The following is a 24043-nucleotide window of genomic DNA, read 5'->3' on the forward strand; positions in this document are numbered from 1 at the left end:
CTCTGTGCCATGACGGCCGCGGCACACTCCGCGACGCAGATGTCACGGCTGCGGCCCTTCGAGCGCCGCTTCCGGCGGCGACCAGCGCTGCCGCCTGTCTGGCATCACGCTTGCTCGACTCCGGCCACGTCGGGGAGGGAAACCCAGTCGATGCAGCCTTGGACCTCGGCGCGAGTAACAGCCTTGCTTTCGGCGGTCGCGTTGACCGCATGTGGCGATTCCTCGGCCGTGAACGCCGCCGGCGCGGGGGGAGCGCCAGGGGCCGACACGGAGTATCTCACGGAGCTCGTCACGCGCGATGACTACACCTCCCTGGCAGGCGAGGGCGCGGAGGTGAAGTACCTGACGATCGTCGACGGTCGCGAGCCTCCGGCGGTGTTCGCCGGCGCAGCGTGCCTGTTTCAGAATACCGACGACCACCCGTACCATTTGCAGTTCCTTCGTACCTTCCCGGAGTACGCGGCGCTCGCGCCGGAGCGTTACGCGGACATGGTGCTGCGCCGCGCCAGCCGCGTGATGTGGGGCGGCGGCCTGAAGCTCTACCCGGCCACGCCTCATCCGCTGACCGGAGCGGCGGGCGTGCTGGCGTACACGGTCTACAGCGAAGCCGCGCCCGATGAGCTCCTGACGGTCGACGACATCGTGCAGGCCGACCGGCGGCTCAAGGGGTGCAGCCCGTTCGCCGAGCGCCTCCTGGTGTTCTCACCGGATGGATCTGCCCAGACCGCGGCGGTGCAAGCCATCGCCGACGAGCTCGTGGCAGCAGGCGTCGCGCTGGTCGATCCGGATGCGCTGTTGAGCGGGCTGTCCGCCGAGACGTACAGCGAGGGCGAGGCGTACGGTTACCTGAAGATCGTGGATGGCGCCGCCGCAGGCAGCGCCGGACCGCGCGACGTGCTGGTGATCGACGCGGCGCCCAGCGATCTGGGGCTGGTCGCCGGCCTCGTGACGCGGCGGCCGCAGAGCCTGGCCAGCCACCTGAACCTGCGCTTGCGCGAGAAGGGGATCCCGAGCGCCGCGGTGCCGGGCGTGTTCGACAACAGCGTGCTCCGCGCGCTCGCCAATGGCCTGGTCCACCTCACGGCCCGGGGCGCCCACGTGGAGATCGAGCCCGCGCGCCTGGAAGACGCCGAGGCGTTCTGGAGCACCCGCCGGCCGCCGCTCGGGGATCCCGCCGCGGACCTGGAGGTCGCCACGCCGGCGGCCCTGGCCTCGCTCGGCGCGGCGGATGTCGCGGCGTTCGGCACCAAGGCCGCGAACCTCGGAGAGCTGTCCCGGATCCTGCCCGAGCAGAACCGCGTGGACGGCTTTGCGATTCCGTTCCGCGCCTATGCAGACTTCATGGAGCGGCGCGGGTTCAACGCCGACGTCGCGGCGCTGCTGGCCGATCCCCGGGTGTTCACCGACGCCGATCACAAGCAGCGCCGCCTGTCGGAGCTCCGGGGCCGCATGCGCGCCGCCGAGCACTTGCCCGAGTTCGGCGAGGCGCTGGAAGCGGCCGTTCGCCAGGCCTATGGCGCCGCGGGGCTGGTCACCCGGCTGCGTTTTCGCAGCAGCACCAACGCCGAGGACCTGCCGGGTCTGTCGGGAGCAGGTCTGTACGACTCCAGGAGCGGCTGCCTGGCCGACGACCTCGATCAGGACACGCTCGGGCCGTCGGCCTGCTTGAGCCCGGAGCACGAGGCCTACCTGCGCGCCGAGCTCGAGCGGCGGGAGCGCGAGCTCGCCGAGCACCCCGACCGGAGCCATCTGCTGCCGATCATCGAGGATCTGGAGCAGGACTTGACCGAAGAAAAGAGCGCCCTGCTCGCGGTGCGCCGGGTCTGGGCCAGCTTGTGGAACGAACGCGCGTTCGACGATCGCGCGTACTATGGCATCGATCACACCAAGGTGTTCATGGGCGTCGCGGTCCACCCCACGTTCGTCGGTGAACGCCTGGAAGCCGTCGCGCTCACGGGGCTCGAACCCGGCGCGGCGGAGCCTTTGGTTCGTGTGGTCAGCCAGGTGGGAGAGGTCGGCGTCGCGGAGCCGCTGGATCCCACCGCCAGCCCCGAGATCCTGACGTTCCGGCGCTCTGCCGGCGGATCGCCGAGCGAGATCACGCTGGTGTCACCGTCCTCGCTGGCGGCGGGCGGCGCTCGGCTCTGGTCCGATACCGCGTTGAACGAGCTCGCGGGGCTGCTCAGCGTGGTGCAGGACCACTTCGCGGCCAGCGTGTACACGAGCCTCGCCCCGCTGTCGCTCGACGTGGAAGTGGACGTCACGATCGACGGGCGCACCGTGATCAAGCAAGCCAGACCCTACACGCCATGATGGAGCCAGACATGACCTTGAAAACGATCCTGTACGGCCTCGGGTTCTCGCTGGCGTGCGCCGCCTGTTCCAGCTCCGAGCCGGGGAACGGAGCGGGCGCGGGCGGAGCCGGCGGAGCACCGCCGGACTCGAGCGACGCGCTGTGCGGCGAACGCCCCGGAGGCCGTCTCGGAGCGACCCACGTGCTGCGCTTCGAGGCCTCCGACGGGCGCGCGGTCGTCCAGCTCAGGCGGACCTGGGAAGACTTCGGTGTCGGCGAATCCTCCTTGTATCGATTGGACGGTTTCAGCGTATCGCTCGACGGAACGACGGCGTGCGTCACCGAGTCGAGCCGCCTCGAGTACGTCAACAGCCATCATAACTGGACGGACGTCGCGCGGGCCGATGCGGGCACGGCTCGCTACGAGCTCAAGTTCGATTTCGCTGCTCCGTTCACGTTCAGCGCCTTCGCCGCCGACGGCTCCGTGCTCGTCGACGCCGTCCCGATGATCTCGACCGGCAGCCCGGCGTTCTGTTGGGGGTGTCCTGCGCCGCTGGCCGTGTCGATCTCGGAGGTCATGCTCAACAACACGACCACGCTGGCGGATGAATCCGGCGAGTACGAGCCGTGGATCGAGCTGTTCAATCCGTCGGCGGAGGACGTCGATCTGACCGGCTGGACGCTGTCCGACGACTTCGCCGAGCGCGGCAAGTGGCCGCTGCCCGCCGTCACCCTTCCGCGTCACGAGGTGCTCGTCCTGTTTGCCGACGGCGACACGGACCAGGGCGAGCTCCACACGAGCTTTGCGCTCGATCCGAGCGGCGGCGAGCTCGTGCTGACGGCGCCCGGCGGGGTGAGTGATGGCGGCCTCGTGCTCGAAGCTCAGGCGCCCGGCGTGAGCCTGGCCTATCAATGGGCCGCGGACGGCTACGTCGCCGGGCAGCCGACCCCCGGCGTGAAGCCGCCAGAAGAATGATCGCGCCTTCGCGCTGGACCGTGCTGGCCCTGCGCGCGCCGCCCGCGCTCGCTCCCGGGACCCTGCCCGCAGGCCGAGCTGGGGCATGGTTCGGCGTCAGCGAGGCGAAGATCGCAGGATGAGCAGGCGGCCGTCCGCCTTCCCAGCTCCGCCGGCGTCATCGAACTCGGTGAGGAGCAGCGCCTCTCCGTATCGCATTGCAGCGTGCGGCGACCTCACGCCCTCGGGGGCGGCGAGGATCGCGCGGAGGGCCAGGTTCTCCGGGTCGAGCAGCCACGTGCGACCCGATTGGCCCACGGCGATGAGCTCGTCCCCCGCCTGCTGGAGCACGGCGACGGGCTCGCCGAGCGCGACCTCGTGCGTGGCTCTGCCGCTCACCGGATCCAGACGGACGACCCCGGAGCGCACATCCGTGAACACCGCGCCTGGGCCGGCGGCGATGCGCCGGTGGAGGTCGCCGATGTGGAGATCGTCGCGCGGCTCCAGCGAGGTCTTGTCGACGACGCTCACGTCTCCATTGCCGTGCGCCACCCAGATCCGGCCGTGCCCGACGGCGAGCGCGAACGCGTCCCGGCCGAGCGCGGGCGAGCGGCGTTGAGCTCCCGTGGCCGGATCGATCCGCACGACCGAAGAGTCCGTCGAGCTCCCCTTGCTCCAGAGCAGCACCCAGAGCGCGTCGTCCGCAAACACCATGTCCTCGGGCGAGTCGGGCAAGCGTGCCAGCGCGCGGGCACGCGCCGTCTGCCCGTCGATGGCCCAGATCGTCTGATCGGTGTGGCTCAGCGTGTAGACCACCCCCGCGGGGGACGCGACCACCTGCACCGGCAGCCGGCCAACCGCCACGTGCGCCGTCACCTCTCCTCGCTTCAGGTCGACGCGCGCGACGCGCCGGTTCCCGCTCTCCGCGACCCACGCCGTGTCGCCGACCACCGCGATACCTTCAGGCCACTTGCCGAGCACGATCGCCTTGTCGACGGTGAGCTGCGCGGCGACGTGCGCCGCCGCGCGCGGCGGCTCCTCCTGGGCGGCGGCGGGCGCGCCCGGCGCCGCAGGAGCCGCCGGCGGCGCCTGCGCCTGGGCTTCCCGGGATGCAGCGGCTGGCGGAGGCGGCGCGGCCACGGGCGCCGCGCCCGAGCAGCCCGCCAGCGTCAAGACCAGGATCGCGAGTGCCTCTGGCCATCGGTGGAATGAGCGGCGCGCCGCGCGTGTACGTTTCATTGACTGGCGCTCTCCTTATCTCCTGGATGAAAATCCGGTACGGCGATCTCGACGCTCTGTACTGGGCCTGTCAGCTCTCCAGTGGCGATTGCGGCGTTCGCAACCAGCAACATCGCAAGCGCGAGGACGAGGGCCACGCCGTGAGAGCTCTCGGGCACCTGAGCGCCCCACTCTAGCACGACGGAGGCGCTGCACGGCCACGTGGAGGGGCCGCACCACCGCCGGCGGGTGCTGCGTTTGCCCGCCGGGCGCTGCCCGCCGGAGCTGTCCTCTATGCCCGCGCGCTGTTCTTGAGCTCTGCACGCGCGGCGCTGACCACGGACATGAGCTCACGCGCGCGCTCCGTGAGGACCTCGTCCTTGCCCGCCGCGAGCGCCGCGGCGTCCACGAGCTCGCCGCCGACCCCGAGCGCCACGGCGCCGGCCTCGATGAAATCCCTGGCTGTCGTCAGGTTGACCCCGCCGGTCGGCATCATCTTCACCTCCGGGAGCGGCGCGCGCAGGGCGCGCAGGTACTTCGCGCCCCCCATCGCGGAGCACGGGAACAGCTTCACCGTGTCGGCGCCGGCGTTCCACGCGGTGATCACCTCGGTCGGCGTGAGCGCCCCCGGGAAGACCGCCCTCCCGAGATCGTGCGCCGCGCGGATGACCTCCAGGTCGAGCCCCGGGCTCACGATGAACTCGGCGCCGGCCTCGATGCACCTGCGGGCCGCGTCCGCGGTGAGCACGGTGCCCGCGCCGACGAGGACGCGGTCCCCCATCCGCGAGGCGATCTCGCGCATGACGGACAGCGCGTCGGGGACGGTCATCGTGATCTCGACGACCTCGATGCCGCCCGCGCACAGCGCGCGAGCGGCCCGCGCGGCGAGCTCTCCGCTCGGCGCGCGCACGACGGGGACGACGCCGATCTCCTCGATGCGGCGGACGACTTGCTCCCTGCTCATCGCTCGATCCTCGCGCCGGCTCCGCTCATGGCCCTCCGCACCTCGGCGAGCGACGCCATCGAGGTGTCCCCCGGGGTCGACATCGCCAGCGCGCCGTGCGCGACGCCGCACTCGAGCGCCCACGCTGGGCGCTGCTCGGTCAAGAGGCCATAGATGATCCCCGAAGCGAACGAGTCGCCGCCGCCCACGCGGTCCAGGATCTCGATGTCTCGCTGCGGGACCTCGTGGAACTCGCCCTCGCAGTACAGGACGCCACCCCAGCCGTTCACGCTGGCGGTCCTGGCCGTCCGGAGGCTCGTGGCGACGACCGAGATGTTGGGGTACGCCGCGACGACCTCGGAGATCATCCGGCGGAAGCCGCTCGTGTCGAGCTGGCTGTAGCTGCTGTCCACGCCGGACACCTCGAAGCCGAGGCCCGCGACGAAGTCCTCCTCGTTGCCGAACACGCAGTCGACGTACGGCATGAGGGCGCGATTGACCTCGCGCGCCCGCCGCTGGCCGCCGAAGTTCTTCCACAGCGAGGGCCGGTAGTTGAGGTCGTAGGAGATCCGCACGTCGTGCGCGCGCGCGATTTCCATGGCCTCGTGCGCCACGCCGGCCGTGGTCTCCGACAGAGCGCAGAAGATGCCGCCCGTGTGGAACCAGCGCGCGCCGCGCTCGAAGATGGTCTTCCACGGCACGTCGCCGGGCCTGAGCTTGGACGTCGCGCTGTGGCCGCGGTCCGAGCAGCCGGCGGCGGCGCGGGGCCCGAAGCCGCGCTCGGTGAAGTTGAGGCCGTTGCGCACGTCCCGGCCCACGCCGTCGTAGTCGACCCAGCGCAGGAAGGACGTGTCGACCCCGCCCTGGAGCATCAGGTCCTCGATGAGCCGCCCCACGGCGTTGTCCGCGAGCGCCGTGACGATGGCGGTGCGGAGCCCGAAGCAGCGCCGGAGCCCCCGCGCCACGTTGTACTCTCCACCGCCCTCCCAGACGTCGAAGGTCCGCGCCGTGTGGACGCGGCGCTCACCCGGGTCGAGGCGCAGCATCACCTCGCCGAGGCTCACCTGGTCCCACTGGCAACCCTTTGCACTGCGAATCTGCATCTTCATTCTCCTCGACGGCTCATCCAGCCGCCGTCCTCGTCCGAGCGCTGGGCGGCCGACGACCTGCGCATCCACCCCGCGTCGTTCACGAGGATGTCGAGGCGACCGAGCTCTGCCCCGCAGGCCGTGGAGTGAACGCCGCCCCTTCGACGCATGAATGAGTTATTGAACTAGCGGGCTGTTCGGCAAGGCTTTCAACACAGCCTCCGATGCCCCACGCCGTGCGCGTGGGAAGCGAGCCGGCGGCGTGCGGCGCTGCGACGATGTTGGAAAACTTATCGAACAGTTCTCCAGCGTCGCCTTATCCAGGGTTGGTGATCGATCCCGATCCCAGGGTCGAAAGACGGCCGCGCATGACGGCCTGCTCAGGGGAGAGCGAAAGGAAACCCCAGGGCAAATTGTGAGCGTTCACATAACGGGTGTCAACCAAAATGGATCGGCGCCAGGCCATCCTCGATCCCGATGGGCGCGCAGCGGCGGCCGGCCGCCGCGCCCATGACCCAGGTCGAGGAGATGGCGGCTCGCCGCCGCCACGCCGTCGTGTTGGTCGACGGCGACCACCGGACCGAATCGTCCAGCCCGCCCGCGGCAGCGGTGATCCCAGATGCTCCCTGCTGGGACAGGCCCTTGACCGGAGGCAAGCGGATTGGAAATTGGAATCTATATCGAACATGGAAGCGGTCCGGTGCCTGCCTCTCTCACCGCGGCGCTCCGGAGGAGACTTGCCCGCCACCCGAGTCCGAGCTTGGCCTCATGGAGAAATGGTGTTGACATCGCTTATGTGAACGTTCACATTGGAGCCTCCTTATTCTGCTTTGCCATGAGGGGGTCGTCGTGCGCAGCGACACCTTCGCTATCGGGATCGCGTTCGGCACCGACTCCAAAAAGACTCCACCATGAAAATACTCACGAGTATTCCCACGACTTTCGCCAAGTTGTGCCTGATGATGACGCTCTCGCCGCTCGCCGCGTGTGCGTCGTCTTCCGCGACCACCGCGACGTCACCCGAGACGGCGGGCGACACGAGCAAAGCGGCGGCCCCGCTGGCGGCGCCGGCGGAGCAGCGGGGTCCGATCCTCGACACGCACATCCATCTCTACCAGGTCACGCGTCCGGGCGGCGTCGTTTGGCCGGAAGCCAAGCAGAAGCCGATCTACCGCGACGTGTTGCCGCCCGAGTATGAAGCCATCGCGAAGCAGAATGGCATCATCGGCACCGGCGTCGTCGAAGCCAGCCCCGTGGTCGACGACAACTTCAAGGCCCTCGAGACGACGAAGGGCAACGATTTCTTCAAGTTCCTCGTCGCGCAGCTCGAGATCGGATCGCCGAGCTTCAGCGCCGATCTGGCGCGCCTCGCCGCGGACCCGCGCGTGGTCGGCATTCGCGGCTTCCTCTGGAGCCCGAAGCTGACGCTGGACGCAAAGCAACTCGCCTCGCTGGAGGAGCTCGCGGCCAAGGGCATGACCCTCGACATCATCAGCCGCGGCACCCTGAACCCGAAGGACAAGGTCGAGGCGCTCGCAACCGCGGTGCCCAGGCTCCGTATCATCATCGACCACCTGGCGGGCGCGAAAGGGCCGACGCCGGATCCGGCCTGGGTCGATGCGATGCAGCGGCTGGCCAGGCACCCGAACATCTACATCAAATTCTCGTCGTTCTTCGACATGTACAACCCGGCCGCCACCGAGGACGATCCCTGGAAGGCGCCGACCGACCTCGCGGCGTACAAGGCGCACTTCGATGTGCTGATGAAGGCCTTCGGCGAAGACCGGCTGATCTGGGGCAGCAACTGGCCCGTCGTCGACATGGGCGGCAGCCTCGCTTCGGAGATCGAGATCGCCGAGCTCTATCTCAAGGAGTTTGGTCAGGAAGCACGTGACAAGGTCATGTACAAGAATGCGCAGAAGTTCTACGCGCGTCACCCCTGAACAGCGGCGTCCCGGGCGCCGCGACGAAGGCGGCGCCCGCCGCACCGCTCATGGATCGTGAAGCAACGCCACGTCGCTTCGGCTTCGGCCATTCGACATGGCGCTCTGTTCTCTGGCAGAACGAAGCGGCCCCGGCTGCGGAGCGCGCCGTGAAAGCCGCGAGTGAACGAAGTCGCTCAGCGAGGCAATGACAGCATGAAAGCCCTGACGATCACGGGTCCGTCGGTTGCACAGGTGAGCCAGATCCGCGAGCCCAAACCGGCGCACGATGAGGTGTTGATCCGCGTGCAACGGGTCGGTCTGTGCGGCTCCGACTTGAACACGTTCTTGGGCAAGAACCCGATGGTGACGTACCCTCGGGTGCTGGGGCACGAGGTGGCCGGCACGATCGTGGAGCTCGGCTCGGGCGTCGAGGCGGACTGGCGCGTCGGTGCCGACGTCACGTTCACGCCGTACACGGCGTGCGGCGGGTGTCCCTCGTGCCGCGCGGGACGGCGCAACGCCTGCCGCGACAACAAGACCATGGGTGTACAGCGCGACGGCGCGCTGACCGAGCTCGTGGCCGTGCCGTACCAGAAGCTCTTCACGTCACGGAAGTTGAGCCTCACGGAGCTCGCGCTCGTCGAGCCGTTCTCGGTAGGCTTTCACGCGGCGGCGCGAGGGCGCGCCGAGGCCGAGGAGACCGTGCTGGTGATGGGTTGCGGCGGCGTGGGGCTCGGGGCCATCGCCGGCGCGGTGAGCCGCGGCGCGCGCGTGATCGCGCTCGACACGCAGGACGAAAAGTTCGCGCTCGCCAGGGCGCTCGGCGCGCGGGAGGCGGTGCTCGGGAACGCCGATGCACGCCAGCGCGTGATGGACCTGACGAACGGCGACGGGCCGGATGTCGTGATCGAAGCCGTGGGCGCGACCGCGACGTACCGCGACGCGGTGGACTGGGTGAAATTCTGCGGACGGGTCGTGTACATCGGGTACGGCAAAGAGCCGGTGAGCTACGAGACCAGGCTGTTCGTGATGAAGGAGCTCGACATCCTCGGCTCGCGCAACTGCCTGAACGAGTTCTCGGACGTGATCGCCTTCTTCGAGCGACGCACGTTCGACCCGAACATCCTGATCTCGAAATCGATCCCCATCGAAGGCGTGCCCGAGGCGCTCGCTGACTGGGCTGCCCACCCCGGTCGAACGTCCAAGATCATGGTGGGCATGTCGTGAGCGCACACGAGCCTCGCGTGGGTACGCGCCCGCTGAGCCGCCGGAGCACTGACATGGGCAATCCGATTCTTCAGTTCGGCACGAGCCGGTTCCTGCAGGCTCATGCGGACTTTTTCATCTCGGAGGCGCTCCTCGCCGGCCGCGCGCTCGGGACGATCACCGTGGTGCAGACCACGTCGAACCCCGAGAGCCGCGCGCGCATCGACGCGCTGCGCGCGCAGGCGCGTTACCCCGTGCGGATCCGCGGGCTGCGCCGCGAAGAGGTCGTCGATACGATGATCGAATGCAGCTCGATCACGGAAGCGCTCGACGCGAACACCGATTGGCCGCTCGTGCGCGAGCGCTTCGCGAAGGACGCGCGCGTCGTGATCTCGAACACGAGCGACAGCGGATACGCCTGCTTGCCCGAGGACACGGCGACATTGCTCGCGCCCGGCGCGGGCGTGCCGCGCGGGTTCGCCGCGAAGCTCGTCGTCCTGCTGCGCGCGCGCTTCGACGCGGGCGCCGCGCCGCTCACGCTGCTGCCTTGCGAGCTCGTCTCGAACAACGGTGACACGCTGCGTGCGCTCGTCGCCGGCGTCGCGCGCCAGTGGGGCGCCGATGCCGCCTTCCTGCGCTACATCGAGCACACGTGCATCTGGGTGAATTCGCTCGTCGACCGGATCGTCTCCGAGCCGATCCGCCCCGTCGGCGCGATCGCCGAGCCCTACGCGCTCTGGGCGATCGAGCGGCGCGAGGGAATGGTGCTGCCGTGCCAGCATGAAGCGATGATCGTGACGGACGACCTGCTCCATTACGAACGCTTGAAGCTGCTGTTGCTTAACCTCGGGCACACCTACCTCGCCGAGCGCTGGCAGCAGGGCGGGCGCCCCGCGGACGAGAACACGCTACACGCGATGCGGGATCCAGTCTTGCGCGCCGATCTGGAGGCGCTCTGGCGCGACGAGGTGGTGCCCGTCTTCGATGCGCTCGGCAAGGGCGCTGCCGCGCGCGCCTACCTCGACGAGGTGCGCCAGCGCTTCCAGAACCCATTCCTCGATCACCGGCTCTCCGATATCGCGCGCAACCATGGCGAAAAGAAGCGACGCCGCTTCGGGCCGGTGATCGAGCTCGCGCGCGAGCTCGGCCTGAACCTCGAACAGCCCCAGCTGCGCGCGGCGCTCCGCACGGCCGTGACCGCGTGAGCATGTGAGGCTGCCCAAAGGAGAGATGCAGATGAGAAAGATGCGTTGGGTCGTGCTCTTCCTGTGCTTTCTCGCCGTCGCCATCAACTACATCGATCGCGCCAATCTGGCGGTCGCGGCGCCCCAGATCGAGAAGGAGCTCGGGATCGGCCCCGCCCAGATGGGGTTCATCATGAGCGGCTTTTTCTGGACCTACGCGCTCATGCAGATGCCGTTCGGCTGGTTCGTCGACCGCGTGGGTGCGCGCATCGCGCTGCCGATCGCCGTCGGCTGGTGGTCGCTCTTCACCGCTGCGACCGCCGGCGTGTCGAGCGTCGCGGCCATGTTCGGCTGCCGGTTGCTGCTCGGCGTCGGCGAAGCCGGCGCCTACCCGGCCTGCGCCAAGCTCGTGAGCCAGTGGTTCAAGCCGCGCGAGCGCGCGCTCGCGACGGGCATCTTCGACAGCGGCGCGCGCGTCGGCTCGGCGCTGTCGATTCCCCTCGTCGCGCTCATCATCGACACGCTCGGATGGAAGGCGGCCTTCATCATCACGGGCCTGTTCGGCGCGGTGTGGATCCTCGGCTGGGTCGTCATCTACAGGAGCCCCGCGCATGGCGACATGACGGGCGAGAAGGACGTCGTCCACGCAGCGCCCGCAGAGGACGCGCAGAACAGCGTGACGTGGGCGTCGCTCTTCCGCCATCGCACGCTCTGGGGCATGATGCTCGGCTTCTTCTGCCTCAACTTCACCAACTACTTCTTCATCACGTGGTTCCCGAGCTACCTCGTGCAGACGCGCGGCTTCTCGCTCAAGTCGCTCGGCACGCTCGGCATGATCCCCGCGCTGATGGCGATCCCGGGCGGCTGGATCGGCGGTCTCGTCTCCGACGCGCTCTATCGCCGTGGCTGGAGCCTCACCGCCGCACGCAAGACCTGCATGGTGGGCGGCATGCTGGTGTCGTCGGCGATCACGTTGTCGGCGTTGACCTCCAACATTTATCTGATGCTCGGCTTCTTCGGCATCTCCTACGCGAGTCTCGCGTTCGCCGGCGCCAGCATCTGGTCCCTCCCCGGCGACGTCGCGCCCACGCCGCGCCATGTGGCTTCGATCAGCGGCATCCAGAACTTTGCGTCGAATCTGGCCGGCATCGTCATCACGACGTTCACCGGCGTGATGCTCTCGCTGACCAAAGGATCGTTCACGATCCCGCTCGTCGTGGCGGGCGGCTTCTGCCTGCTCGGCGCGTTCAGCTACCTCGTCATCGTCGGCAAGATCGAGCCGCTCCAGGTCAGGTCGGTACCGAGCGCAGCGAGGTACCCCAGCCTGGAGATCGACCGAGATAGTTCGCCTACCAGCGCGGGATGAGGCCGTCCATCCGGCTCGATCGCCGGAGGCGGCTAGGCGGGCCGTTCGACGTGCGGCGGAACGAGGCCGAGCCTGGCCTCCGACAGGCGTCGTGGGCTCAAAGGGTGACGCCCCGCTTCCAGAGCGCGATCTCGCGCTCGCCGTTCTCCTCGGCGCGGGTCGGACGGCCCGAGGCGGTGGCCAGCACCAGGTCCATCAGGGCGTCGGCGGCCGTATCCATGGATTCGCCCGCAGCGATGCGGCCGGCGTCGAAGTCGATCCAGCGCTGCTTGCGCTGGGCCAGGCTGGAGTTGGTGGCGAGCTTGAGCGTCGGCGCGGGGAAACCGAGGGGCGTGCCCCGGCCGGTGGTGAAGAGGATGACCGTCGCGCCGGCGGCGGTGAGCGCAGTGGACGAGACCGCGTCGTTGCCAGGGGCCTCCAGCAGCGCCACGCCCGGCTTGCCGCGGATCTGCCCGCCGTAGTGGACCACCTCGGTCACCGGGGCGCGGCCGGCCTTCTGCACCGCGCCCAGGGACTTTTCCTCCAGCGTCGTGATGCCTCCGGCGATGTTGCCGGGCGAGGGGTTCTCCGACACCGGCTCGCCGTGGGCGATGAAGTAGCTCTTGAAGTCGTTCACCACGCCGACGATTCCCTCATAGACCGCCTCGCTCTCGGCGCGGGTCATGAGCAGGCGCTCGGCGCCGAAGATCTCCGGGATCTCGGTCAGGATGGCCGAGCCACCGGCGGCGCAGACCTTGTCAGCGATGCGGCCCACCAGCGGGTTGGCGGTCAGCCCCGAGAAGCCGTCCGAGCCGCCGCACTTGAGGCCGATCACCAGGTCGGAGACGGGGCAGGGCTCGCGGCGGTCCTGCTCGACGATCCTCACGAGCTCCTCGACGGCCTCGAGGCCCGCCTCGATCTCGTCCTCGGCCGTCTGGGCGGTGAAGGACCGCAGGCGATCCGGATCGAGGTGCGCGGCGCTCTCGAGGAGCAGAGCGAGCTGGTTGTTCTCGCAGCCCAGGCCGATGATCAGCACTCCGCCCGCGTTCGGGTGGCCGGCCAGGGCCACCGTCATCCGGCGGGTGGCCTCGAGGTCGCCCCCCAGCTGCGAGCAGCCGAAGGGGTGGGTAAGGGCATAGGCCCCATCCACCCGGCCCTTGAAGCGCTTGTCCGCCTCGGCGGCCACCTTCTGGGCGGTGCGCGAGACGCAGCCCACGGTCGATAGGATCCAGATCTCGTTGCGAGTGCCCACCCGCCCGCTCTTCCGCCGGTAGCCCATGAAGGTGCGGTCTTCGGTGGCGGGGAGGGGCTCAGGGTTCGTGGGCTCGTAAGCGTAGGTGTCGAGGCCGGAGAGCGCGGTGGCCAGGTTGTGCGTGTGCACGTGGTCGCCCGGCTGAATAGCCACCGTCGCCCGCCCGATTGGCCAGCCGTACTTCCGCACCAGCTCGCCAGCGGCCATCGCGCGCAGCGCCACCTTGTGTCCGGCCGGGATGTCGACGCGGGCGGTGATCGCGTCGGCCACCGAATCGCCGGCGGCCAGGCCGCGCACGGCGACGGCCACATCATCTCGGGGATCGATCTGCAACAGGGAGGCTGCCAAGCTCATCGTCAGTCACCAATCGTATTCGCGCCGTTCAGGAGCGGTACGCCGAAGTTCGGCGTTCCGTCTGCATTCCATTCGAGCCGCTGGACGCGCGTGTGACGGTTCGGGTCGTAGAGCGGGTCCCCCGTGATCTTCTCGTAGTTCCGCGCGTGGTACACGAGCACGTCGATCGATCCATCCGCCGAGGTCGTGAACGAGTTGTGGCCCGGGCCATACAGCCCGTTCGCGCTGACGAACACTGGATTGGCGTTCTTCGTCCACGAGCTCTGGCTCAGCAGGTCGCCCGTCGCGCTCGCCGTGAGCAGGCCGAGGCAGTAGCGGTCGTCCGTCGCGCTCGCTGAGTAGCTGATGAAGACCCGCCCATTCCGCTGGAGCACGGCAGCACCTTCGTTGACCGCGAACCCCGCCGTCTCCCAGGCGTGCTCGGGCTTGGCGATCCGCACGCTGGGCCTGGCCAGGGTCCACGGGTTCACCATGGCCGCGATGAACAAGCTGCTGTTGTCGCCCGCGACGCTTGGGTCCTCCTGCGCCCACACGAGATAGCGCTTGCCGTCGTGCTCGAACGTCGTCGCGTCGAGCGCGAAGGTGTCCGAGTCCGTCACGATCTTCCCTTGCTCGATCCATGTGCCATCCATCGGGTTGGCCGATGAGCTCTCGAGCGCGTACATGCGAATGGCCCAGATGTCGGTCGAGCTTCCGGCGGCGAAGTAGATGTACCACTTGCCGTCGATGAAATGGAGCTCTGGCGCCCAGATGTGCGCCGCCATCGGGCCGGTCGCGTGCTTCGTCCAGACGACCTTCGGGGTCGCGCTGGCCAGGCCTCGTATCGTGGTCGCGCGCCTGATCTCGATGCTATCGTACGCCGGCACGCTCGCGGTGAAGTAGTAGTAACCGTCCGTATGCCGCGTGATGTGGGGATCGGCGCGCTGCGAGATCAAATAGCCGAGCGGTTCGAGCGCGAACGACGCCTCCGCGTTCTCGACCGCCGTGCCGTCGAGCACGTGCGCATAGATCTGGTAGTTCAGGCGCCGGAGATAACGTGTCGCATCCGAGTGCCACTGCAGCGAGACCATCGTCGGATCCCCGTTCAGCGCGGGCACGATCCGGAACGTGGCGTCGCTCCGGAACGCGGTGGACTCCGTGAACACGTCGATCCACAGAAGGTGGCTCCTCTCTTCGGGCGGGGTCTGCCAGAGCCCGCTCGCCCGGTTGGACGTCTCACTCTGCAGCGGGTACCGGGTCGAGTTCATCCCGTCGACGTGCAGGTAGCGACCGCCGAAACCCACAGGCTCGAACGACACCAGCGTCGGATCATCCGGGTTCGCCAGGCCGGGCACCACTCTCCACTGGAAATCGGCAGGAAGCTGGTTGTTTGCCCTGTCGTCGAGGTCGGTGATCATCGCGTGATAATAGGAGTGCGCGACGTAGAGCGGGGCGTCCTCCCTGTGCGTCGTGCGGATCTGGTAACCCCCTCCGACGTCGTCGTCGAGATTGGAGAGCTCGAGAGCAGCGGGGGCGGCGAGGGCCGCAACCTCCGGGTCCTCGCTGGCCGGTGAGTCGAAGACGACGCGTACGGGCTGAGCTCCGTCGGCCTGCCAGTCATCGACGCTGCTCAGGGTCACGGTCTGCGCCGTGCTCCAGTTCGCCTCCGTGAACGTCAGGTCCGCGTGGCTCAGCGTCGCCTCGGTCGTGTCGCTGACGCTGAGAGCGATCGTCACCGGCGCGCTCGGCGGCGACGCGAGGAGCACGGTGAACGTCACGGGCGCGCCGCGCTCGGCGAGGGTCCCCGACGGGTCGCTGACGACGATCGCCGCCGTCCCTGGACCGTCGTCGTCCGTGTTCGTGATGTCAGCGGACTCCGCGATGAGGCCGTCGCACGCTGGGTCTCTAGAGACCGAGGGCCCGAAGCGGACGCGGAAGATCCGATCCCCGTCGCTCTCCGCGTCGTCCACGCCCGCGACCGTGATCTCTCGAGGGACGCTCCAGTCCTCCGCCGTGAAGGAGACGGTCGCCGGTGAGACGGAGCCTTCGGTCGCATCCGAGCTCGAGACCGGTACCGTGACAGGCCCGCTCGGCGCGGCGTCGAGCGCCACGCTCACGGTCACCCGCCCGCCGGACTCCGAGGTGCTGAGCGCTGTGCTCGCCGTCGTGATGCGCAACGAGTTGCTCGGTGATCCGGTCGACGCGTCCGGCGCATCTGTCGAGGGCCGATCCGAGCACCCGACCACCACGAGCAGCGCGGAGAAGGCGCAAGCTGCCGCCGTGAGCGTAACGCATGGCGCAGAGGTGGATGTGCACTCTGGGTGGGGAGATCTCGGTGCGCACATGATAAAGGGAGACTCCTCGCTGTAGGTGCCGCGGATCGGGTAGGATGGTCAGTAGTGGGCGATGATCGCGTCGAGCTCCGCCTGCGTGACCCGGACCGCGTTCGCGTGGCGCACGCCGGACGGGAAGCGGTACTGCGCGCTCGGGAGCTCCGTCCAGGAGCCCGGATCCGCGTCGAGATCGGTCGTGCTCCAGCACCCGAACACACCGCCGTTCAGGTAGTAGTCGGCGAACAGGTACCATCGACTCTGCCGCGGATCCTTGATGACAAACGGCCCCTCCGTCGCCCGTCTGCTGCTCTGGGTCGACCCGCGCGTGATGTAGCCCGGACTCCATCGCGTGAACGTCCCCGGATCGAGCGCGAGCGTCGAGGAGCGCGCGATCTGGATGTCCTTGCCCGATCCGGTGAGCGCGCTCCCGCTGCTGTCCGTCTCGTCCTTGAAGAAGAGGTAGTTGCGGCCGTTCCATTGCGTGATCGTCGCGTCGATGACGCTGTAGCCCGGATCGAAGAGCACGTCGGGCGTCGGGTTGACGATGGTGACGAAGTCCTCGGTGTAGCTGACGTAGATGCGGTTCGCGCCCGTTGTGTCGTTCCCGGACCAGATGATCGCATAGAGCTTGCGATCGGGGTCGTAGTAAGCCTCCGGGGCCCACGCGTGCATCGGGGTGGCCCCGGGGCCGGGAAGGTTCGTGAGCGTGATCAGCCGGGGATTCGTGAAGGTGATGAGATCGGTCGAGTCCGCGACGAAGATCTTGGAGCTCGGATGGTTCCAGTAGTTCGCGTCGTTCTCCGAGAGCGTCCAGTCCGTGGCGATATAGATGTACGTTCCATCGTTCTTGCGGAACAGGAACGGATCGCGGATGTGGTTCGTGCCCATCCCGGTGAGCTGGTACGCAGGCCGTCCATCGGCGAGGGGCGACCAGCGGAGCCCGTCGGTGCTGTAGGCGAGGTGCAGCGAATCGCTCGCCACGTCCTGATTCGGCCCGAAGTAGCTCAGCACCCAGGCACCCGGGGAGCAGCTGGTTGCGTTCATCGTGGCCGTGTGCTCGCCGTTCGTACACTTGACACAGCTGCGGTCCGTGGTGCTGCTCCCCTCCGTGCCGACGAGCTCCCCCGGCATGCAATCGGTCCACGCGACGCATGTCGTTGCGGGATCGGCGTCGTCGTCCCAGGTGCCGTCCGCGCAATCGACGGGCGCCGCGGTCCCGCCAGCGCAGTACGTGCCCGGCGAGCAGCCGTCACACTGCGCTGGCGTGGCGCTCGTCCCCGGCGCGGTCTGCCTCGTCCCGGGCGCGCAGGGCGCGTGCGTCCTGCAGCTCGGCGCGTTCATCGTGTCGCTGAAGGTGTCCTCCGGGCACGCCGTGCACCGCCGGTCCGACGTAGGCGAGCCCTCGGCGCTCGCGAAGGTGCCTGCGGTGCAGGCTGTCCATGCGACGCAGCTCGTCGCGCCATCGCCATCGTGATCCCAGGTGCCCTCGGAGCACGCGGGGGGCTCGGCATCGGGTCCTGCGTCTCCGCCGGTCGTCGTCGCCGGGTCGCTGCACCCGGAGGTCCACAAGAGCGCCACCAGGAATCGTGCTCTCGATCTGCTTCCCGAACGTGCCATCTCGCTCCTCGGTTCCCCGCGTAGTTGCTGCGCCGATGGACGCCGGTGCCCGCCCGGTCCGATGTCCGGAGCTCGGGCTCACGTCCTGGTCCACAGCTGGTTCGGCTGGCCGCCACGGGCTTTCGTGCGACGATGTCGGACCGCGGAGAGCCCACCCCTGTTGCGCGGCGCAGTGAATCACGCGCCTTTCTCCGCGATGACCGAGCGAGCGGAGCCGTGCGGGGGTCGATCCCGAGGACGAGCGCCCTGCGCGCTCGACGGCCTGTCCTGAACAAAGCGAAGGGGTGGTTCGCGAGCGATTGTGAGCGCTCACATCAGCGGCGTCAACCGAAATGGCCCGGCGACGAGCTCACGTCGTACAGCAGGTTGTTGCTGAGGGTGTCGATAGTAGATGCGATGGCCATTCGTGCCCGAGTCCGACGGCGAAGGCGATGGCCAGTACGCGGCTTGCCGCGTCCCGGTCTCGTTCATCGACCGGTGTTTCCGGCGGGATTCCTGGCGCGCGGGGTTACACGGCCACGTGGAGGGGCTGCACCACCGCCGCGAACACCGGGAGCGCCTCGCAGCGCGCCGCGTGCGCGGCCAGCGCCGGCCGCCTCGCGGCGTCGGTGAGGGCCGGGTGCGCCTCGGAGGCGAAGCGCAGCGCGCAGGCGACCGCGATGTCGGCGTGGCTGAAGGCGCCCAGCCACCAGGTGTCGCCGCGCCGGGCGGCGCGCTCCCGCTCCAGCAGGTCGAGCGTCTCGCCGATCTGCGCGGTGCAGCGCTCCACCCAGACAGGGCTCCGGCGCTCGCCCGTGCGCAGCACGTGCTCGTAGAGCAGGCTCACCGCCTTGTCCGCGAGCCCCGTGGCGAGCGCGGAGATCCGCAAGCCGGCGCGGCGCGCCTCGCCCGAGCGCGGCAGGAGCGCGCGATCGGGCCCCACGAGGTCGTCGAGGGCGTCGAGGATCGCCGCGCTCTCGACGAGCGGCTCCCCGCCGTCCGTCACGAGCACGGGGACCCGCCGGAGCGGGTTGTACTTCGCGATGGACTCCGCGTCGGCCCACACCGACCACGGGCGGTGCTCGTACGCGAGCCCATAATGCTGGAGCGCCACGGCGACGCGGCGCACGAAGGGAGAGTCGTACTGACCAATCAGGATCATGGAGGCTCGTTTAACCGAGCCTGCCGCGCGCGGCTACCAGACAGCGCACGTCTTGGTCGGCCGCATCGGCGTGCCCGGCGCGCACTTGAAGGCCTCGCCGAACTCCGGGAGGTTCACGAGCGGGCCGTTGACGCGGAACCGCGGCGGGGAGTGCGGGTTCACCTGGACCATCAGCCGGAGCGCCTCGTCGCGCAGCTTGCCGCACCAGGACTGCCCGTGCGCGAGGAAGAACTGCTGATCTTCCGTGAAGCCGCCCGCGACCGTCTGCTCCGCCGCGCCCTTGCGCATCGCGCGGTACGCCATGAACGCGAGCTTGACGCCCCCGAGATCCGCGATGTTCTCGCCCAGCGTCAGCTTGCCGTTCAGCTTCAGCCCCGGCAGCGCCTCGAAGGCCGAGTACTGCGCCTCGATGCAGCCGGTCTTCTCCTTGAACGCCGCCCCGACCTCCTTCGACCACCAGTCCTCCAGGTTGCCCTTCTGGTCGAACTGCGAGCCCGCGTCGTCGAACCCGTGCGTGAGCTCGTGCCCGACCACCATGCCGATGCCGCCGAGGTTCACCGCCGCGGCCGAGCTCACGCTGTAGAACGGCGGCTGCAGGATGCCGGCCGGGAAGACCATGTGGTTGCGCTGCGGGTCGTAATAGGCGTTCACGGTGGGCGGGCTCATCTGCCACTCGTCGCGATCGAGCGGCTTGTCGATCTTCCCGAGGTCCCACTGCGTGTGGAAGGCGCGCGCGGCGAGCGCGTTCTTCGCGTACGATCTCGGATCGACCTCGAAATCGTAGGTCCTCCACTTGTCGGGATATCCGATGAGGTACGCCATCGCGGCGAGCTTGGCGAGCGCGCGCTGCCGCGTGCCCTCATCCATCCAGTCGAGCGCCCGGACGTCGCGCGCGAACGCGTCGCTGATCTGGTGCACCATCGCCTCGGCCGCGGGCTTGCTCGCGCCGGGGAAGCTCGTCTTGACGAACGGCTGCGCGAGCAGCTCGCCGAGCGCGTCATCGGTCGCGTCCACGCAGCGCTTCCAGCGCGGCCGCACCTCCTTCTGCCCGGTGAGCGCGGCCTGCAGCGTGAAGCTCTCGTCGACGAACGCCTTGGGCAGCGCGGGCGTCATGGACCGCACCACGTGCCACGAGAGGTAGCTCTGCCACGCGGCGGGCTTCACCGACGTGAGCAGCCGTGAGAGCCCCTCGAAGAACCGGACGGAGGTCACGTTGACCTCCTTGACGTCCTGGAGGCCGAGCCCCTGGAAATACGCGTCCCACGAGAACGCCGGCGCGGCCTTCGCGAGCGCCGCCCGGTCGAGCTTGTTGTAGAGGCCCGCCGGGTCGCGGCGCTCGACCCGCGTCTTCGAGATCTTCGCGAGCTCGGTCTCGATCTGCAAAACATCGAGCGCCGCCGCCTTCGCCGCCGCCTCCTGCGCCCCGGCGAGCCGCATCATCCGCGCGACGTGCTCCTCGTAGGTCCTGCGGAGCGCCTTCGATTTGTCGTCCTCGTTGAGGTAGTAGTCGCGGTCCGGCAGGCCGAGACCGCTCTGGTCGAGCTGCGCGATGACGCGGGTCGCGTCCTTCATGTCCTGCGCGGATTCGATGTCGAACAGCGCCCAGATGCGGCGGCGGTGGAGCTCGGTGACGAGCGCCCCGAGGCCCTTCGGGTCGCGCACCCGCCGCGCCTTCGCGAGGAGGTCCGCGATGGGCTTCGCGCCGGCGGCCTCGACCGCGGGCTCGTCCATGCACGCGCCGTAGTAGGCGCCGATCTTCTTGGTCACCGGATCCCGGTCGCCGGCGCTCGCGGCGTCCTCGAGGATGCGCCGGAGCTCCGCCTCGTTGCGCTTCTCGATCTCGTGGAAGCTCCGCATCCAGACGGACTCGTCCCCCGGGATCTCGGTCTTCGCCAGCCATCCGCCGCACGCGAACTGATAGAAGTCCTCGCAGGGGTTCGCCGATCGGTCGAGCGCGGCCTCGTCGAGCCCGACGCTCTCGAGCTTCGTCTCGACGACAGGGAGGCCCTGCGGCGCCGGCGGCATCAGCGCCTTCACGGTGGGGGGCGGGGGCGCCGGCGGCGGGCTCGCGGCGGGGCCGCAGGCCGCAAGCGCGGAGAGGGCCACGGTGAGCGCGAGGGGAGCGGCAGGCTGTCGGAGCGTGCGCATACAGCGCTCTACCACAGACCGGCTGCTGCGCGGGCTCGCGATGGCCGCCCGCCGCGGGAATCCGCCCGGAGCGGGGCCGGCCTCACTCCCTGTCGAGCTTGCCCATCAGGCTCAGCGTGAAATAGGCCCCCATGTACTTGAGGTGCGGGCGCACCTCGAGGTGGACCCGGTACCAGCCCGCGCTCCCCTCGACCTCGGTCACCGAGGTCCGCCCCTTGCGGAGCGGCCTGCGCGAGCGCACGGCGGGCGACACGACATCCATGTCCGCGACATACTGGCTGAGCCAGCTGTTCAGCTCGCGCTCGAGGTCCCCGCGCTCCTTCCAGGTGCCGATCTGCTCGCGCTGCATGATCTTGAGGTAGTGGGCGAGCCGGCTGACGAGGAAGACATAAGGCAGCTGTGTGCCGAGCCGGTAGTTGACCTCGGCGGCGCGCGCCTCCTCGCTCTGGCCGAAGTACTTGGGCTTCTGCGCCGAGTTCGCGGAGAAGAAGCAGGCGTTGTCCGTGTCCTTGCGGAACGTGAGCCCGATGAAGCCCTCCTCGCTGAGCTCGAACTCGCGGCGCTCGGTCAGCATGATCTCGGTCGGGATCTTCGTCTGGATGGCGCCGAGCGCCTCGTACTCGTGGAGCGTGAGCCCCTCGACCGTGCCGCCGGATTGCGGCCCGATGATGTGCAGGCACCAGCGGTGGCGCGCGAAGCTCTCGGCGAGCCGGGTCGCCATCGCGTAGGTGGGCGCCCCCCAGCAGTACGCCGCGTGGTTGCCGACGACGTCCTCCTCGTAGGAGAACGCCCGGATGGGGGCGGTGCTCGCCCCGTAGGGCAGGCGCAGGAGGAAGCGGGGGAGGAGCAGGCCGACGTAGCGCGCGTCCTCGGACTCGCGGAACGCTGTGTACTTCACGTACTGCGGCCCCTCGAAGAGCGCCTTGATGTCGCCGAGGTGCGGCACCTTCCGGTAGTCCTTGAGCCCGAAGAACTGCGGGCCCGCGACGGCCAGGAAGGGCGCGTGCGCCATCGTCGCCACCGCCGCGCATTTCTGGAGGAGCGCGATGTCCTGGGGCACGGGGCCGAACTCGTAGTTCGAGATGACGGCGCCGAACGGCTTGCCGCCGAAATTGCCGAACTCCGACGAATAGACGATCTTGTAGAGGCCGCTCCTCACGACCTCGGACGAATCCTCGAAATCCGCGAGCAGATCGTCCTTCGAGCAGTTGAGGATCTCGACGCGGATGTTCTCCCGGAAATCGATGTGATCGATGGCGAACTTCAGGCCTCGCCACGCGGCCTCGAGGCGCTGGAACACCGGGTGATGCAGGATCTCGTCGATCTGCCGCGACAGCCGCTGGTCGATCTCCGCGATCCACAGGTCGATGAGGGCGCTGTCCAGCGCCGCGCCGGCCTCCGGGCGGCCCGCGACCTTGCCGACCACCGCCTCCACGCCCCGCTTCACATCGTGGTAGGCGCCGCTCGTGGAGGCGACCCCCGTCTCCGCCAGGAGCTCCGCAAGGAGAGAGCCATTGCTCCCCATCACCGGCTCTTCGTGCTGCCCCTCTTGCATGTCCGGAAATTTACCACGGTCGCTCGCCGGCTGGAAGCGATGGACACGCCGGCGCCCGCGCGCCGCGCCCCGCCGCGCCCGGGCGGGGGCGGCGCGCGGCACGGCGCGGCGCCGCCAGAGGAGAAACGCGCGGCATGGCGCGGCGCCGCCAGAGGAGAAACGCGCCTCGGACGCCCGCGCGGAACGCTCCTTCAGCACGCGAGTCAGGTGTCGACCGGACATGAAAAGCCCATGGCGAACGCGCGACTGCAGTGTTACAAATCACGTGTGGGTGCTCCCACGGAAGCCGAAGACATAAGGGCTTTCGTTCGAGTCTGCCCGCTCGCGCTCCCGGATCAGGCGCCGACGCCCCGCGGCGACGCCCGTCCTGGTCGTGGCCGCGCGGCGCCGCGCGGCGCCAGCGCTCCGAACGGCTCGGGACCGAGTGAAATGGGCAGTGGGAGCACGGAGGGACAGCGGACATCGGCTGTCTCTATCTCTCCGTGTGCCCTGTGCCTGTGGGATCCAGATTCTCTGTCTCTCATCCGGCGCGCGTCCGCGCGTCGCCGGCGTTCGGCGCCAACGCGCGCCATGGGTCGTGGATTTCGAGGAGAGGAGTGGGGATGGAACGCCTCGGGCTCGGCATCATCATCGGTATGGGGCTCGCCAGCTTGACGAGGATCACCCGTCCGACCGTCAAGAGGGCCATGAAGCTAGGCTTCGTCGCCGTGGACAGGATCAGGGGCTCGCTCGGCGAGGGCAGGGAGAGGCTCGCCGACCTCGTCGCCGAGGTGAGGGAGGAGATGGCGCGCCAGGAGCAGCGCGCCGGCTCGGGCGGCGCGCAGGGGTGGTCGCGCGCGGAGATGGAGCCGCCCGGGAGCTGACGAGAGGTGTTCCGGTGACCCGGCCGCGCAGGCCGGGAGGTGAGCCATGCCGAGCGATCGAGGGGTCGTCATCATCCACTGGGTTCCAGGGCGCGTGCGCCTCGCCGTCCCCGCGCTGCGCAGGGACCCGGCGAGGGCCGAGGAGCTCGCGGAGCTGGCGCGCGCCTGCCCCAGCGTCGTCGACGCGCGGGCGAGCGCGTGGGCGGGGAGCCTCACGGTCGAGCACGAGCCCGATGTCCCGCTGGAGGACGTCTTCTCCGAGCTCGCGCACATCCCCGAGCTCTCGGGCTGTAGCTGTCGCCCGATCGATGGGCTCACGCCCTCGCCCTGCGCGGCGCCCGCCGAGCCGCCGAGCCCGGGCCGGACGGCGCGCCTCGTCGTCCAGGCCGCGGACAGGCTGAACGCGGCGTCGCAGGTCGTCCCGCCGGCGCAGGTCGACCTCAAGCTCCTGGTGCCGGCGCTCCTCGTCGGGTCCGGGATGCTCCAGCTGCTGATGCGGCGCTCCCCGGGCATGCCCCACTGGATCACGCTCGTGAAGTACGGGGTCGACTTCTTCGTGGTGCTGAACCACGGCCGTATCCAGAGCTTCTTCGCGAGCGTGGGCGCGGGCGCGGGCGCGCCCACCGGCGGCGGGGCGGGGTGAC

19 protein-coding genes are annotated in these 24043 nt (G+C 69.3%); 9 read left to right on the forward strand and 10 right to left on the reverse strand.

Translation table 11 applies throughout. The annotated features are described in order from the left end of the window. Positions 1 to 228: 228 nt before the first annotated feature. Positions 229 to 2313 carry a PEP/pyruvate-binding domain-containing protein gene (locus WMF44_RS06785; protein WP_437298303.1) on the forward strand — a complete coding sequence of 695 codons (2085 nt, stop codon included), beginning with the start codon at positions 229 to 231 and terminating at the stop codon, positions 2311 to 2313. Between the two features lie 11 nt (positions 2314 to 2324). Beyond that, entirely contained in the window at positions 2325 to 3269 is a 945-nt protein-coding gene (locus WMF44_RS06790) for a lamin tail domain-containing protein (protein WP_437298304.1), read from the forward strand. Between the two features lie 96 nt (positions 3270 to 3365). On the opposite strand, the gene WMF44_RS06795 is transcribed toward WMF44_RS06790, so the two are convergent. The 4 genes from WMF44_RS06795 to WMF44_RS06810 all read right to left on the reverse strand — a co-directional run bounded on the left by WMF44_RS06795 (position 3366) and on the right by WMF44_RS06810 (position 6667). Continuing rightward, positions 3366 to 4487 carry a YncE family protein gene (locus WMF44_RS06795; protein ID WP_437298305.1) on the reverse strand — a complete coding sequence of 374 codons (1122 nt, stop codon included), beginning with the start codon at positions 4485 to 4487 and terminating at the stop codon, positions 3366 to 3368. A gap of 271 nt (positions 4488 to 4758) precedes the next feature. Continuing rightward, positions 4759 to 5430, reverse strand: coding sequence for a bifunctional 4-hydroxy-2-oxoglutarate aldolase/2-dehydro-3-deoxy-phosphogluconate aldolase (locus WMF44_RS06800; protein WP_437298306.1), 672 nt, complete (start codon positions 5428 to 5430; stop codon positions 4759 to 4761). Then, positions 5427 to 6518: a PfkB family carbohydrate kinase gene (locus WMF44_RS06805; RefSeq protein ID WP_437298307.1), complete on the reverse strand. Its 1092-nt coding sequence runs from the start codon at positions 6516 to 6518 to the stop codon at positions 5427 to 5429. The genes WMF44_RS06800 and WMF44_RS06805 overlap by 4 nt, the downstream gene beginning before the upstream one ends. Continuing rightward, complete coding sequence (locus tag WMF44_RS06810; RefSeq protein WP_437298308.1) at positions 6515 to 6667, reverse strand: hypothetical protein; 153 nt, start codon at positions 6665 to 6667, stop codon at positions 6515 to 6517. Before WMF44_RS06810 ends, WMF44_RS06805 begins: the two co-directional genes overlap by 4 nt. A gap of 789 nt (positions 6668 to 7456) precedes the next feature. On the opposite strand from WMF44_RS06810, the gene WMF44_RS06815 reads away from it, so the two are divergent. The 4 genes from WMF44_RS06815 to WMF44_RS06830 all read left to right on the forward strand — a co-directional run bounded on the left by WMF44_RS06815 (position 7457) and on the right by WMF44_RS06830 (position 12178). Then, on the forward strand, positions 7457 to 8440 hold the full coding sequence (locus WMF44_RS06815) for an amidohydrolase family protein (protein ID WP_437298309.1): 984 nt from the start codon (positions 7457 to 7459) through the stop codon (positions 8438 to 8440). A gap of 195 nt (positions 8441 to 8635) precedes the next feature. Then, entirely contained in the window at positions 8636 to 9649 is a 1014-nt protein-coding gene (locus WMF44_RS06820) for a zinc-binding alcohol dehydrogenase family protein (RefSeq protein ID WP_437298310.1), read from the forward strand. Between the two features lie 53 nt (positions 9650 to 9702). Further along, the gene (locus WMF44_RS06825; RefSeq protein WP_437298311.1) at positions 9703 to 10833 is read left to right on the forward strand and encodes a mannitol dehydrogenase family protein; all 1131 of its coding nucleotides are present in this window, start codon (positions 9703 to 9705) and stop codon (positions 10831 to 10833) included. 31 nt (positions 10834 to 10864) lie between these two features. After that, entirely contained in the window at positions 10865 to 12178 is a 1314-nt protein-coding gene (locus WMF44_RS06830; protein WP_437298312.1) for an MFS transporter, read from the forward strand. 97 nt (positions 12179 to 12275) lie between these two features. Here WMF44_RS06830 and WMF44_RS06835 read toward each other — a convergent pair whose 3' ends face one another. After that, entirely contained in the window at positions 12276 to 13763 is a 1488-nt protein-coding gene (locus WMF44_RS06835) for a UxaA family hydrolase (RefSeq protein ID WP_437298313.1), read from the reverse strand. Positions 13764 to 13765: 2 nt separating this feature from the next. Continuing rightward, positions 13766 to 15478, reverse strand: coding sequence for a family 43 glycosylhydrolase (locus WMF44_RS06840; protein WP_437298314.1), 1713 nt, complete (start codon positions 15476 to 15478; stop codon positions 13766 to 13768). On the opposite strand from WMF44_RS06840, the gene WMF44_RS06845 reads away from it, so the two are divergent. Further along, entirely contained in the window at positions 15450 to 16112 is a 663-nt protein-coding gene (locus tag WMF44_RS06845) for a hypothetical protein (protein ID WP_437298315.1), read from the forward strand. The genes WMF44_RS06840 and WMF44_RS06845 overlap by 29 nt on opposite strands. 23 nt (positions 16113 to 16135) lie before the next feature. Here WMF44_RS06845 and WMF44_RS06850 read toward each other — a convergent pair whose 3' ends face one another. From WMF44_RS06850 to tssC, 4 genes are all read right to left on the reverse strand, one after another. Beyond that, entirely contained in the window at positions 16136 to 17653 is a 1518-nt protein-coding gene (locus WMF44_RS06850) for a hypothetical protein (protein WP_437298316.1), read from the reverse strand. A gap of 547 nt (positions 17654 to 18200) precedes the next feature. Beyond that, positions 18201 to 18833, reverse strand: coding sequence for a glutathione S-transferase family protein (locus tag WMF44_RS06855; RefSeq protein ID WP_437298317.1), 633 nt, complete (start codon positions 18831 to 18833; stop codon positions 18201 to 18203). Between the two features lie 33 nt (positions 18834 to 18866). After that, the gene (locus WMF44_RS06860) at positions 18867 to 20981 is read right to left on the reverse strand and encodes a M13 family metallopeptidase (RefSeq protein WP_437298318.1); all 2115 of its coding nucleotides are present in this window, start codon (positions 20979 to 20981) and stop codon (positions 18867 to 18869) included. Positions 20982 to 21063: 82 nt separating this feature from the next. Next, complete coding sequence (gene tssC / locus WMF44_RS06865) at positions 21064 to 22536, reverse strand: type VI secretion system contractile sheath large subunit (protein WP_437298319.1); 1473 nt, start codon at positions 22534 to 22536, stop codon at positions 21064 to 21066. 602 nt (positions 22537 to 23138) lie between these two features. On the opposite strand from tssC, the gene WMF44_RS06870 reads away from it, so the two are divergent. Both WMF44_RS06870 and WMF44_RS06875 read left to right on the forward strand, forming a co-directional pair. Next, positions 23139 to 23399: a hypothetical protein gene (locus WMF44_RS06870; protein ID WP_437298320.1), complete on the forward strand. Its 261-nt coding sequence runs from the start codon at positions 23139 to 23141 to the stop codon at positions 23397 to 23399. A 46-nt stretch (positions 23400 to 23445) separates the two neighbouring features. Next, positions 23446 to 24042, forward strand: coding sequence for a hypothetical protein (locus tag WMF44_RS06875; protein WP_437298321.1), 597 nt, complete (start codon positions 23446 to 23448; stop codon positions 24040 to 24042). Position 24043 lies beyond the last annotated feature (1 nt).

Source organism: Sorangium sp. So ce426 (assembly GCF_051475585.1).
Classification (GTDB): domain Bacteria; phylum Myxococcota_A; class Polyangia; order Polyangiales; family Polyangiaceae; genus Sorangium; species Sorangium cellulosum_B.

What these genes read in the sequence shown, in the direction of transcription:
- WMF44_RS06800 (WP_437298306.1), bottom strand. Translation starts at nt 5,430, where the DNA reads ATGAGCAGGGAGCAAGTCGTCCGCCGCATCGAGGAGATCGGCGTCGTC.
- WMF44_RS06875 (WP_437298321.1), top strand. Translation starts at nt 23,446, where the DNA reads ATGCCGAGCGATCGAGGGGTCGTCATCATCCACTGGGTTCCAGGGCGC.
- WMF44_RS06860 (WP_437298318.1), bottom strand. Translation starts at nt 20,981, where the DNA reads ATGCGCACGCTCCGACAGCCTGCCGCTCCCCTCGCGCTCACCGTGGCC.
- WMF44_RS06820 (WP_437298310.1), top strand. Translation starts at nt 8,636, where the DNA reads ATGAAAGCCCTGACGATCACGGGTCCGTCGGTTGCACAGGTGAGCCAG.
- WMF44_RS06825 (WP_437298311.1), top strand. Translation starts at nt 9,703, where the DNA reads ATGGGCAATCCGATTCTTCAGTTCGGCACGAGCCGGTTCCTGCAGGCT.
- WMF44_RS06855 (WP_437298317.1), bottom strand. Translation starts at nt 18,833, where the DNA reads ATGATCCTGATTGGTCAGTACGACTCTCCCTTCGTGCGCCGCGTCGCC.
- WMF44_RS06795 (WP_437298305.1), bottom strand. Translation starts at nt 4,487, where the DNA reads ATGAAACGTACACGCGCGGCGCGCCGCTCATTCCACCGATGGCCAGAG.
- WMF44_RS06870 (WP_437298320.1), top strand. Translation starts at nt 23,139, where the DNA reads ATGGAACGCCTCGGGCTCGGCATCATCATCGGTATGGGGCTCGCCAGC.
- tssC (WP_437298319.1), bottom strand. Translation starts at nt 22,536, where the DNA reads ATGCAAGAGGGGCAGCACGAAGAGCCGGTGATGGGGAGCAATGGCTCT.
- WMF44_RS06790 (WP_437298304.1), top strand. Translation starts at nt 2,325, where the DNA reads ATGACCTTGAAAACGATCCTGTACGGCCTCGGGTTCTCGCTGGCGTGC.
- WMF44_RS06835 (WP_437298313.1), bottom strand. Translation starts at nt 13,763, where the DNA reads ATGAGCTTGGCAGCCTCCCTGTTGCAGATCGATCCCCGAGATGATGTG.
- WMF44_RS06805 (WP_437298307.1), bottom strand. Translation starts at nt 6,518, where the DNA reads ATGAAGATGCAGATTCGCAGTGCAAAGGGTTGCCAGTGGGACCAGGTG.
- WMF44_RS06810 (WP_437298308.1), bottom strand. Translation starts at nt 6,667, where the DNA reads ATGCGTCGAAGGGGCGGCGTTCACTCCACGGCCTGCGGGGCAGAGCTC.
- WMF44_RS06830 (WP_437298312.1), top strand. Translation starts at nt 10,865, where the DNA reads ATGAGAAAGATGCGTTGGGTCGTGCTCTTCCTGTGCTTTCTCGCCGTC.
- WMF44_RS06815 (WP_437298309.1), top strand. Translation starts at nt 7,457, where the DNA reads ATGATGACGCTCTCGCCGCTCGCCGCGTGTGCGTCGTCTTCCGCGACC.